At 66.2% G+C, this 11,995-nt stretch carries 10 protein-coding genes; 6 read left to right on the top strand and 4 right to left on the bottom strand.

The genetic code is table 11. The annotated features are described in order from the left end of the window. Nucleotides 1–172: 172 nt before the first annotated feature. Nucleotides 173–1,390, top strand: coding sequence for a Stp1/IreP family PP2C-type Ser/Thr phosphatase (locus VGQ44_07530; protein ID HEV8446654.1), 1,218 nt, complete (start codon nt 173–175; stop codon nt 1,388–1,390). 232 nt (nt 1,391–1,622) lie between these two features. Here the strand turns inward: VGQ44_07530 and VGQ44_07535 are convergent, their stop codons facing one another. After that, on the bottom strand, nt 1,623–2,753 hold the full coding sequence (locus VGQ44_07535) for an anhydro-N-acetylmuramic acid kinase (protein HEV8446655.1): 1,131 nt from the start codon (nt 2,751–2,753) through the stop codon (nt 1,623–1,625). Beyond that, nucleotides 2,750–3,679, bottom strand: a complete 930-nt coding sequence (gene murQ, locus VGQ44_07540; protein ID HEV8446656.1) for an N-acetylmuramic acid 6-phosphate etherase — start codon at nt 3,677–3,679, stop codon at nt 2,750–2,752. Before murQ ends, VGQ44_07535 begins: the two co-directional genes overlap by 4 nt. 57 nt (nt 3,680–3,736) lie before the next feature. On the opposite strand from murQ, the gene VGQ44_07545 reads away from it, so the two are divergent. Continuing rightward, nucleotides 3,737–4,393 (top strand): hypothetical protein, encoded by a 657-nt coding sequence (locus VGQ44_07545; protein ID HEV8446657.1) that lies wholly within the window; start codon nt 3,737–3,739, stop codon nt 4,391–4,393. A 125-nt stretch (nt 4,394–4,518) separates the two neighbouring features. Here the strand turns inward: VGQ44_07545 and VGQ44_07550 are convergent, their stop codons facing one another. Then, nucleotides 4,519–5,418, bottom strand: coding sequence for a hypothetical protein (locus VGQ44_07550; protein HEV8446658.1), 900 nt, complete (start codon nt 5,416–5,418; stop codon nt 4,519–4,521). 100 nt (nt 5,419–5,518) lie between these two features. Between VGQ44_07550 and VGQ44_07555 the strand changes: the two genes are divergently transcribed. The 3 genes from VGQ44_07555 (at nt 5,519) to VGQ44_07565 (ending at nt 8,765) form a co-directional block, all read left to right on the top strand. Beyond that, a complete protein-coding gene (locus VGQ44_07555; GenBank protein HEV8446659.1) occupies nt 5,519–7,312 on the top strand; it encodes an ABC transporter ATP-binding protein in 1,794 nt (597 codons plus the stop codon). A 35-nt stretch (nt 7,313–7,347) separates the two neighbouring features. Then, entirely contained in the window at nt 7,348–8,154 is an 807-nt protein-coding gene (locus tag VGQ44_07560; protein HEV8446660.1) for a HAMP domain-containing sensor histidine kinase, read from the top strand. A 245-nt stretch (nt 8,155–8,399) separates the two neighbouring features. After that, a complete protein-coding gene (locus VGQ44_07565) occupies nt 8,400–8,765 on the top strand; it encodes a response regulator (GenBank protein ID HEV8446661.1) in 366 nt (121 codons plus the stop codon). Here the strand turns inward: VGQ44_07565 and VGQ44_07570 are convergent. Continuing rightward, complete coding sequence (locus VGQ44_07570; GenBank protein ID HEV8446662.1) at nt 8,757–9,479, bottom strand: cytochrome c biogenesis protein CcdA; 723 nt, start codon at nt 9,477–9,479, stop codon at nt 8,757–8,759. The genes VGQ44_07565 and VGQ44_07570 overlap by 9 nt on opposite strands. On the opposite strand from VGQ44_07570, the gene VGQ44_07575 reads away from it, so the two are divergent. After that, nucleotides 9,469–11,995: carboxypeptidase-like regulatory domain-containing protein (locus VGQ44_07575; GenBank protein ID HEV8446663.1), on the top strand; the 2,527-nt coding region annotated here is incomplete at its 3' end. The genes VGQ44_07570 and VGQ44_07575 overlap by 11 nt on opposite strands.

Consider the following 11,995-nt stretch of genomic DNA (forward strand, 5'->3'; position numbering starts at 1 on the left):
AGGACGTCATGCAACGCACGGCGGTGCAATTGATTGACCACGCCCTCCCGGTCGGTCTATATTCGCCGGCCATGCTCTTCCCGCCCGTTCACCTCGTCGGCTAGTCTGGGCCGGCGACCTTCCCCCTGCGGATATCTCCTCCCCACCGAGTCCATCCTCCGCCCCCTTCCCTGTGACGCCGAACCCGGACGCGATTGGTGCTGGAATCGTCGTGCATGTGTTCGGCAAAACAGACGTGGGGCGGACTCGCGAGCACAACGAGGACGCGTATCTCGTCGCCGATCTGTCGACGGACGATTCGTCGTTGCCGACCGCGACGCGACAACAAGGGGCGGGTCCGAAGGGGTCGCTGTTCATGGTCGCGGATGGCATGGGCGGCGCGGCCGCCGGCGAGATCGCGAGCGCGATGGCGGTCGAGTCGATCAAGACCGAGATGCGCACGAACTGGGTCCAGCAACCCGCGACCGACGCCGAGGCGTTCGTTCTCGCGCTCAAGACGGCGACCAAGAACGCCAACACGCAGATCCACACGTACGCGTCGCAGCACGCCGAGTATCGCGGGATGGGGACGACGGCGACGATCGCCGGCCTGCTGGGCGACACGCTGTATTTGGCACAGGTGGGCGACTCTCGGGCCTACGTCGTGCGCCGCGGTGTCGCGCGACAGATCACGAAGGATCAGTCGCTGATGCAGAAGCTCGTCGAGGCGGGCGAGCTCACGGAAGAAGAGGCCGAGCACAGCGAGCGTCGCAACATCATCCTCCAGGCGCTCGGTCCCGAGCAGAACATCCGCGTCGATCTCACGCACCAGCCGGTGCGACGCGGCGACGTGCTGGTGTTGTGCAGCGACGGACTCTCGAGTCAACTCAACAAAGACGCGATCGCCGAAGTCGTGACGGAGCAGGACGACCTAGAAGCCGCGTGTCAAAGCTTGATCGATCTGGCGAACGCGAGGGGTGGACCGGACAACATCACGGTCATCTTGGCGCGGTTCGACGGGAATGGGCTTTTCCCGCCCGCCGACACGGATGAAGTGGGACACCAGGTCTTCCCGCTTCCGAGCACGCTCACGCCGACGGACCCGATCGATGCATTCGGCATCGACCCGCGAGTCTTTCCGACTGAAGAGATGGAAGCGATCGAAGGGCTGCCGGCAAACGTGGCCGGCGAGTTGGGCGACGAGCCGCCGCCGGCCCGCCCGCAGCAACTGTCGCCCCAGGAGCTATTGAAGAAGTACACGCCGCAGAAGGCGCAGCCTCCCGCCCCCGAGGTTCCGCCACCGGTCGTCTCGGACGCGAGGCGAAACGCGGGACGGACGATTTCGTTTGGGCTGCTCGCGTTGGCGATCGCGGGCGCGCTGTGGTTCCTGTACTCGGCGGCCACGCGTTGACGCTGTAACGAGCGGACCGCCGAGTCCCTAGGGAACGTCGAAACGCCGCGCCACGCTGAGCCGGATCGGCTCTACCAGGCCAGAAAAACTCAACGCAGATGCCGCAGATTTTGAAAAACGATCCCGCAGATTGTTTATAAGCTTTTATCTGCGGGATTGTCGTTCCAATCTGCGTCATCTGTGTTGAATTTTCTCGGCGAACCTCGTAGCCGGAGTTCCGGGCGAACTTCCCTCAGGCCGGCGTGAGCTTGCCCAGAATTCGCGGACCTTTTGCTCCCGTCGCGCGCGGGACGTTGGCGGCGCGTGACTCGAGGTGGAGGTGGGCGAGGAGCGCGAAGGCGACGGCTTCTTTGGCTTCGCCATCGAAGTAGCGGGCCGCGAACGGGCGAATGGAGAGCGGAGCGAGCGCATGCTCGATCATCCGCATCAGCGTCGGATTCCTGGCGCCGCCGCCAGAGACCAGCACCTCCGTGACCGGCTCAGGCAAGAACCGGCGATACGAGTCGGCGATGCTGCGCGCCGTGAGAGCGGCCGCGGTGGCGACGATGTCCGGCGTCGTCGCGCCCTGCTTGGCCGCACGGCAATCGTCGACGAGCGACTCGGCGTAGGCGCGATCGAAGAGCTCGCGGCCCGTGGACTTGGGCGGGTCGGTCGAGAAGTATGGGTGCGTGAGGAGACGATCGACCACGGAATCGACGGGAGATCCGGCGGCGGCAAGCGCGCCGTCGACGTCGAACGTCAGTGAAGGATTCAACAATCTCGTCACCGCATCGACGACGGTGACGCCCGGCCCGGTATCGAAGGCGCGCACGCCGCGCACGTCGCCGCCCGGGGGAACGACGGTGACGTTGCCGATGCCGCCGATGTTCTGGAGGGCGCGCCAATCGTCGCCGGAAAAAAGAATCGCGTCGGCGATGGGAACGAGCGGCGCGCCCTGCCCTCCGGCGGCGACGTCGCGAACGCGAAAGTCGCTCACGACCGAAATGCCCGTCCGCTCGGCGATCACGGCGGATTCCCCGAGCTGCCACGTCGAGTGGGGCGGGTCGTGCCAGAGCGTTTGGCCGTGCGAGCCGATCGCGCGCACGTCGCCGCGAGGAACGCCGGCGTCGGCGAGCGCACCGATCGCCGAGTCGGCGAGCCAGTGGCCGAGGTCGAAGGCGAGGTTGCAGTAGTCGCGCGCCGATCCGCCCTCGAGCGCGGCCTCCAGGCGCGTGCGCTGCGCCGGAGTGTACGGGCTAGAGCGAAACGCGAGCAGCTGGGACTCGATGCGGTTGTCGCTCGGGTCGTCGGCGATGAACCGGACGACGGCGGCCGCGATGCCGTCGAGTGAGGTGCCCGACATCAAGCCGACGTAGACGCTCACAATGGAATGTCGGGTACGGGCGGCGGTGGGCGGTCGACGACTCGCCGAATGACGCCGCCCGCCTCGTCGAGCGCGCGGTCGGCATCGGCGCGCGAGGTCTCGAGGAAATGCATGACGATCGCGGTCTTCACCACGCCGCCCGCTTGCTCGAGCAGATCGCGCGCGTCTTTTCGGCCGACCTCGCAAACCTCCATGAGAATTCTCTCGCTCCGATCCTTGAGCTTGTTGTTCGTGGCGCGGAGGTCGATCATGAGGTTGCCGTAGGTCTTGCCGAGCCGGATCATGGCGCCCGTCGTGATCATGTTGAGCACGAGCTTGGTGGCGGTGCCCGCCTTCATTCGGGTCGAGCCGGTGACGACCTCGGGGCCGGTCAGCGGGAGAATCAGGATATCGACGAGGTCGAGTGTCTCCTGAGGAGGCGGGGAGCAGGCGACGAGGGCCGTCGCCGCGCTCACGACACGGGCATGCTCGAGCGCACGGCGCACGTAGGGCGTGGTCCCCGAGGCTGCGATTCCGATGACGAAATCGCCTTCGCGGACGCCGTGCGCAGTGAGGTCTTCGGCCGCGCTTTCGATGCGATCCTCGGCGCCCTCCTGCGAGCGCGTGAGGGCCGGCGCTCCGCCGGCGATGACCCCCTGCACCATCTCGGGGTCGGTACCGTAGGTCGGCGGACACTCGGAGGCGTCGAGGACACCGAGTCGCCCGGACGTGCCGGCGCCGACGTAGAACAGCCGGCCGCCGCGGCGAAAGGTGGCTTCGGCGGTCTCGATGGCGCGGGCGATCGCCTCGCGCTGCGCGCCGACGATCTCGGGAACGGTTCGATCTTCGGCGTTTATAAGGTCGACGATTTCGAGCGGCGTGGCGAGATCGATCGCGGCCGTGCGCGCGTTCCGGCGCTCGGTGAGCCGAGGGTCGATGAACGTCATGTGGCGGCTAACTTAGGCGGAGTCGTGCACGACCCGCAACAACGCCCGGAGGCCCGAGTGCGACAGCGATTCGTGTGGTCGTGTGTTCTCGTCGGCGTGGCGTTGACGACTCGCGCCAATGCGCAGATCCGCGCGCCGCGTGGCCCTGAACCGACGAGCCCGTACAACGTCGGTCTTTCGTATGGGCTCTTCGAGCTCGGCACGTACACCGACGGCCGGAGCAACACGACGTGGGATTTTGGATGGACCACGTCGGTCGCGGCGACAGTCGAGAAGACGCTCACGGCCGGGTCGGCGGTCGGACTCGAAGCCGCTTTTGCGTCGCCGCGATTGAACTACAACCCGGTCGGCGTGTTCGGGTCCTGCCCAACGCTTGGCGGGTGCATCGCCAAGGCAGACGTGACGCAGTTCCTGATCACGGGGCGTTTGGGCGGAGGATTTCTGGGGATTCGCTCGTCGTTCGTTCTCAAAGCCGGCGCCACGCAGTTCGGCAATTTCCGCGACGCGACGACGGATACGAAGTTGAGCGGAATGGGGGGCGGTTGGGATCCGACGTTCGGGACCGACTATCAGTTGGGCGTGTCACTGACGCCCAGAACGGACATGTATTTCGAGACGGGGTTGCTGTTCGTGCTGCATGATTCCGGGAACACGGTCACGACGGCGCCGCCGACCAACTACACGGTCAAGATCGGACTCAGGCAGGGCTTCTAGCTCCGGCGACGACGTTCATCGTCGGCAAGGCGAAAACGAAGCCGCTCTGCAGGTAGCCGACGGCAAGAAGCAAAACGGGGCGCCCGCGAAGGAGCGCCCCGTTTGACATCTCTAAAGCTCGCGAACTAGGCCTTGACAGTCGCCGCCGAGTTGAGCTTGACGACGATGGGACCGCCGGCTGGGATGCAGCCCTGGTAGTTGGCCGTGGCGGCGGCGACGCCGGCTCCGGCGGCGGCTCCCGCGGCGCCACCGATCACGGCGCCCTTGGTGCTCTTGCCGATGAGCTTTCCGGCAATGGCGCCGGCGACGGCGCCGACGGCGACCTTCTGCACGTCCTTGCCCTTCGACTCGTCGCGGATGCGGTCGATCGATGCGGACGTCACGCTGGCATCGAGCGGATACGTCTTGCCGCCGAACGTCACGGAATTGACGGCGAAGTTGATGACGATCGGATCGTTCGAGTTCTCGCTGCGCTTGAGCTCAGTGACGGTCATGTTCACCGTCGCGCCGGACGGAATCGACGCGCCGTTCGTGCCGGACACCGCGCCGTCGAGCGTAGCGCTCACGTGGTCGCCGACCGCGTTGGTGTTCGTGCAGACCTTCTCACTTGCATGAAGGTTGAGCGTCGTGCCGGCCGCGATCATGCCGACCGCGCCGCCCGCCTTCGCGCCTTCGCTGCCCGCGGGATTCTTCGTCTCGCTGTTGCCGCTCGGCGTCGTCACGGACGTCGCGGCGGCGCCGGGCTTCGGCGTCGACGGCTTCACGTCATGCGCGCGAGGCTCGGGACGCTTGCGTTCCGGCGCGGGCGCGGCAGCGGGAGCGGGAGCAGTGTCCTTCAACTGAGGCTTCGCCGCGCTGTCGTGATTCGCCATCGCGAGATCGCGGCTCAGCGAGCTGTCCGCGCCGAGCGCGGCGCTGTCGGGACCTTTCTTCGCTTCTTTACTACACGCCGCGAAGAGCGCGGCAGCGAGCACGATCGACGCGCCGAGGCGGCGGGTATCTTTCGTCATGATGGGTGGGGTCATGGGAAATCCTCCTGGAGTACACTAAGAAGTGGCAAAGTCGGTGCCGTCGCTGCGCTCGCTTCGGCGATTAATTCCGTACTATAGACCGTACCGTCGTTCAGTGGTCACGGGCGTTGTGCTTGTCGTCACATCGGCGGCGTTCGCGAGCACGGGGCCGTGGTTCCTGCGCCGCGCGCTCGACGGTATCCGGGCCGGCGCTCCATTGCGTTCCATTTGGCTCCTCGGCGCCGCCATGATCGGCGTGTCGCTCATCGGAGGTGTCGGACGCTTCTGGATGCGAGAGCTTCTCAACGGCATGAGCCGTTGGATCGAATACGACCTACGCAACGATCTGTTCAGAAATTTAGAACGGCTCGATGCCACATACTACTCCCGCGTACGCACCGGCGACCTCATGGCCCGGTTGACGAACGATTTGAGCGCCGTCCGAATGGCCGCGGGCCCGGCGGTGATGTACCTCACCAACACGATCGCCGGCGGCGCGTTCGCTTTGGCGTTCATGGTGTATATCTCGCCGGGGCTGACCGCTGCGGCCGCGCTGCCGATGGCGCTGCTTCCGCTGCTGGGCATTCTCATCGGGCGACGAATTCACGCACGCTTCGAAGCCGTGCAGTCACACTTTTCCGACCTCACCACGCTCGCGCAGGAGAATCTTGCGGGCGTGCGCATCGTGCGCGCGTTCCGGCAGGAGCGCGCCGAGATCGCGCGGTTCGCGGCGGCGAACGAGGAATATCTCGAGCGGAACATGGCGCTCGCGCGGCTCTACGGCGCCATGCAGCCAGGCTTCTCGATTCTCGCGGGGCTCGGCATGGTGAGCGTCGTGGGCGTCGGCGGTGTGCTCGTGCTGCGCGGATCGATCACCGTCGGAAGCTTCGTCGCATTCGGTCTCTACCTGGGCATGCTCACGTGGCCGCTCATCGCGCTGGGTTGGGTCATCAACCTGTTTCAGCGCGGCGCGGCGTCGATGACGCGACTCCTCGACGTGCTCGACGCGAAGCCGGCGCTCGAGGAGCCGGAGCATCCGCGCACGCTGCCGCCGACGCGCGGCGGACGCGGCATCGAGTTCGTCAACGTCGGCTTCCACTATCCGGCGCACGCGGACGGAGAGCCGCGCTGGGTGCTTCGCAACGTAAGCTTCACGGTTCCGGCGGGTGCGACGATCGGGGTGGTCGGTGCGACGGCGAGCGGCAAGAGCGCGTTGATGGACCTCGTGCCGCGCCTCTTCGACCCGCAGGAGGGTGAGATTCGAATCGACGGAGTGCCGACTCGAGAGCTCGACCTCGCGACCCTGCGTCGAGAGATAGGCTACGTGCCACAAGAGAGCTTTCTCTTCTCCGACACGATCGCGAGCAATCTCGCCTACGCGGACACGAGCGACGCCGACGGGCGCTGGGCCGCCGACGTCGCACAGCTCGGCGACACGATCGAGGCTTTCCCCGGCGGGTACGACACCGTACTCGGCGAACGCGGGATCAACCTGTCGGGCGGCCAAAAGCAGCGCGCCGCGCTGGCGAGAGCGCTCGCCCGGCGGCCCGCCATCGTGCTCCTCGACGATGCGCTGTCGGCAGTGGACACGCACACCGAAGCTGAGATATTACGGTCACTTCGCGAGGCCTTGAGCGGACGAACCGCGATGATCGCCTCCCATCGAGTCAGCGCGATTCGGGACGCGACGTGGATCATCGTGCTGGACGAAGGCCGGGTCGTCGAGCAGGGTAAGCACGCGGAGCTCTTGGCGGCCGGGGGCCGGTATTGGTCGCTCCTGAGCCGGCAGCAGCTCGAGGACTCCATCGATGAGGAGCCGGGGGATGGAGGTGGTACGGGGGGAGGACAAAATGGCCTGACGGACCCCGAGTTGGCAGACGCGATTCCAAGAGGTAATGTCAACGCATGAGCCGGGTTGAATCCGCAGCAGACATCCGATCGCCAATGACCGCACCGACGAGCGCAGAGGCGCGACTCGCCGCGCTTCAGACGCGCTTCGAGGAGGCGATGCTGCAAATCGCCGAGCTTCGTACGCGCGACAAACTCAAGACGCAGTTCCTCGCCAACATCTCCCACGACCTCCGCACGCCGCTCACCGCGGTGATCACGCACGCCGAGATTCTCCGCGACGGCATTCTGGGCGATCTGTCGCCCAGGCAACTCGAGAGCGTGAACGGCATCATTCATGGCGGACGTCAGCTGCTCGATCAAGTCGGCGAGATTCTCACCTACGCGCGCGGCGCGGCCGACCAGTTGGCGATCATCCCGACGCGCTTCACGGTTCGCGAGGTGCTCGAACAGGCGAGCGCTCTCAACGAGTCGCTGCTCAAGAAAAAGCGACTGACGCTCTTCGTCGAAGCCGACGCCGGCGTGCCGGTAGTGACCGCCGACCGCGAGAAGATCGCGCACGTCGTCGGCAACTTGCTCGGCAACGCGATCGAGTTCACGGCCGCCGGCGGCCGCGTCTGGCTGAAGGCGTGTTTGGCGAGCGGCGAGCCGGTGCAATCGGTGATGGTGGAAGTCGGCGACACGGGTGTCGGCATCGCGCCAGAGCACCACGACCTCATCTTCCGCGAGTTCGCCCAGGTCGACGCGACGCCCTCGCGTCCGCACCACGGCACCGGGCTCGGGCTCACGATCGCGCGCAAGCTCGTCGAGATGCATGGCGGCCGCATCTGGGTCGAAAGCCGACTCGGCGCCGGCAGCCGGTTCTTTTTCACCGTGCCTGTCACGCCGCCTCGCGCCGATTGAGTCCCAGGTGGCGTAATACTTTCGTAGCGCCTTGTCGGCCCTTACGACTAGGGACTACGGATTTCGCGGATTGGGCGGAGTATCGCGGAAAAAGCAAAAAGTATTCTTTAAAACAAAGAGCGTTTTTCCGCGAAATCCCTTCATTCCGCGAAATCGGTGCAGTACCAATTGGTACAGCTACACAGGCCAATACGCGGACCGTACGGAAGAGGAATCATGTACGCACCCGCGAGTAGAGACAGCACGTGGCGCCGCACATATTGATCGTCGAGGACAACGAGCACGTGACGACGGCGCTCCAGATTCTGCTGGAGACGGTGCCGTGGCGTGTATCGGTGGCGGATTCGATCGAGAGCGCGTTGGCGGTGACGCGGAGTGATCCGCCGTCGGTGGCCTTGTTGGATCTGACGCTTCCGGACGGCGACGGGTTGTTGCTCGCGGAGCCGCTCAAGAATTCGGGTACAAAAAGGATCGTCGTCCTGACCGGGCACGACGATCGAGAGACTCGGCAGCGGTGCCTCGACGCCGGATGCTCGGACGTGTTGGTAAAGCCGGTCTCGGTGCGTGACCTGATCGACCGCAGCCGGGACTGGATCGCCGAGCTACAGTAGCTGTTTGAGGGCGTTGGGCGTCCAGCCCTGCAAGACGCCGGTGAGCACCGACATGTAGTCGCTGATCATCAGGACCGCGACCAAGACGAGGACCGCGCCGGCGACGCGGCTGACCCAGAAAATGTGGCCGCGGACGATCGCGAAGGCGGCGAGGAACCGTTCCACGGCGACGGCCGCCAACACGAATGGAACCGCCAAGCCGAGCGAATAGGCACCGAGCAGCGCGACGCCGCGCGACACCTGCGCTTGGGTCGCCGCGTAGGTGAGGATGCTGCCCAGGATGGGTCCGATGCACGGCGTCCACCCGGCCCCAAACGCGATTCCGACCAGCACCGTCCCGAAGTAGCCGAGCGGTTTGTCTGTGAGATGGATCCGGCGCTCTCGAGCGAAGATGCCTAGGTTGAAGACGCCGAGCAGGTACAGGCCGAAGGCGAGGACCAGCACTCCGCCGACCCGACTGATCCAGACCCGATACGTGACGAGCAGGCGACCGATGAGCGTGGCCGAAGCGCCGAGGGCGAGGAAGATGATCGAGAAGCCGGCGACGAAGAGCAACGCGTGGACGACGGTCGTGCGCCGCGCGCGGTTGGCGTCGTCGAGCGAGAGTCCCGTGATGAAAGTGATGTAGCTCGGAATGAGCGGAAGCACGCAAGGCGAGAGAAAGCTCGCGAGCCCGGCGCCGAACGCGATCGCCACACCGACGGTGCCTGCCAATCGTCCCCCCGAGGCGGATGGCGTGCCGCTGAACGCGGGCACGCCTCACGTGGACGGCGCGCCTCGTGTAGAAAGGCGGCGTCCGTCGCGACTGTTGAAGTGGTATTTCGCCCTCAAATATCGCGTCTTCCGCCGGGAGCGGCGACCTCGCGACGAACGTCGTGGCCTCGTCATGCTCCAGATCGACGCGCTGGCGTACGCCGAGCTGCGTCGCGCGATCGAGCTCGGGTACTGCCCGACGATCGAGCAAATGGTGCGCGAGGAAGGGTACACGTTGCGCGGCTGGTTCTGCGGGCTCCCGTCGGCGACGCCCTACTGCCAGGCCGGATTCTTCCACGGCGAGAACGACGGGATTCCGGCGTTCCGCTTCTACGACAAGGCAGAGCAGCGCGTCATCACGTGCAACACGCCGGCGGGCGTGCAGTACATCCGCGACCGCATCACCGCGCCCGGCGCGCTGGCGGGCGGATCGAGCTACGTGAACTTGCTCGACGGCGACGCCCAGAACGTCGCGTTCACCGTCGCGACGCGCGCACAGACGTCCGTCTTCGCGCGGCTCGGCGGGTGGCGCATGGCGATGCTCATGCTCATCCACCCGATCCGCGTGCTGCGCATGGGCGTTCAGGCCGCGCTCGAGTGGCTGCGCGAGGACTATGAGCGCAGCATCGCGGAACTGACGGGACGACGGACGCACAGTGAAGGACTCTTTCCGTTCATCCGCGTGCTCACGGGCGTGATCGTGCGCGAGCTGCAAACGATGGCCGTGCTGCTCGACGTCTACCTCGGTGTGCCGGTCATCTACAGCACGTTCATGCAGTATGACGAGCTGGGACATCACTTCGGTCCGGCGAGTTTCCAAGCGCTGCGCGATCTGCGACGCACGGACGCGCGCATCCGCGAGATCCGTCGAATGATCCGCAACGCCGGTGGACGCCAGTACGATCTCGTGATTCTCTCCGACCACGGGATGACGCCGTCGGTGAGCTACCGCGTGCGCTTCGGCGAGACGCTCGGCACGACGGTCGAGCACATCCTGCAGCGCGACGCGGCGCGGACGGGTGAGCGGGCGTTGAGCTCGAGCACCAGCTTCGCCCAGGACGGCGAGTACGCCGACATGAGCGCGCGCGTCGTTGACGCCGTGGCCGAGGCGACGCCGGAGCGGCATCGCACGGTGCGTGGAATCATTCTGCGGGCGCGGGATTGGGTGCGGAGCAAGTACGGCCTTCGCGAGCTGATCCTGCCCGAGAAGTACCGCGTCGAGGCGGGACACGACGTCGTCGTCACGTACAGCTCCGACCTGGCGCTGTTGTACTTCGCCGACGACCCGCGCCCGCTCGACATCGACCAGATCGCCGACGACCGCCGGAAGGCCGCGCTGTACGATGCCCTGCTCGACCACCCGGGCGTCGGGCTGCTGGCGGCGCGAAACGGAACCGCGGTCCACGTGGAGAGTAGGACAGGTCGCGCGATTCTCGACGACGGGGTGACCCGCGTGATCGAAGGCGCGAACCCTCTCGAGCCCTACGGGACTTCTTCTCTCGTGATTCGCGCGCTCGAACGACTCGTTTCCCAACCGAACACCGGCGATCTCACGATCTTCGGGGCCTACGACGGATACGAGATCGTTTCGTTCGACGATCAGATTGGCGCGCACGGCGCGGCGGGCGGAAACCAGTTGCACCCGTTCCTGATCGGTCCGCCGGCGCTCGACCTCGATCGACAGACCATCGACGACCCACGGGACGTGCATCGCGTGATTCTGTCGAAATACGTCACGACGGCGGCGCTGGCGTTCGTGTGTCTCGCCTTCGGCGGCATGGGCGAGTCACTGCGCGCGCAACAACCGGCGCGGCGAGACACGACCGGCGTCATCGCCGGACGCGTGGTGGATGCGGAGAGAGGGGAGCGTCGTGCGGGGACCGCGGTCTCCGTCGTGGGCACGACGCAGGGGGCGATCGCCGACTCGGACGGCCGATTCGTCATTCGTGCGGTGGCCGCCGGTGATCGGACGATCCGCGCGCATTTGCTCGGCTACGCGACGCTGGATCGCGCGGTCGTCGTGCGCGCGGGCGACACGACGCGGATCGAGCTGCGGTTGCAGGCGGAGGCGCAGGTGCTGAACGCGGTGAAAACCGAAGCGCGGCCGATCGACCGCGAGCTGTTCGACTCGAGACCGGCGGTCGGAACGGTGCAGATCACGGCGCGCGCGGCGGAGGGAGTGCCGAAGCTCGGCGACCCGGACGTTCTGCGCATCGTGCAACTGCTGCCGGGGGTCGAAGCGCGCAACGATTTCTCGACGGGCTTCAACGTGCGCGGCGGCGAGGCGGATCAGAATCTCATACTCCTCGACGGCTATCCGATCTACAACCCGTTTCATGTCGGCGGGTTGTTCAGCACGTTCATCGATCCGACCGTTGGCGACATTACGCTCATGACGGGCGGATTTCCGGCGCGATATGGGAGCCGGCTGTCGAGCGTGCTCGATGTCCATTCGGCCGAAGAGCCGCGCGCCGGTT

The organism is Gemmatimonadaceae bacterium (genome assembly GCA_036003045.1).
Lineage (GTDB): Bacteria > Gemmatimonadota > Gemmatimonadetes > Gemmatimonadales > Gemmatimonadaceae > JAQBQB01.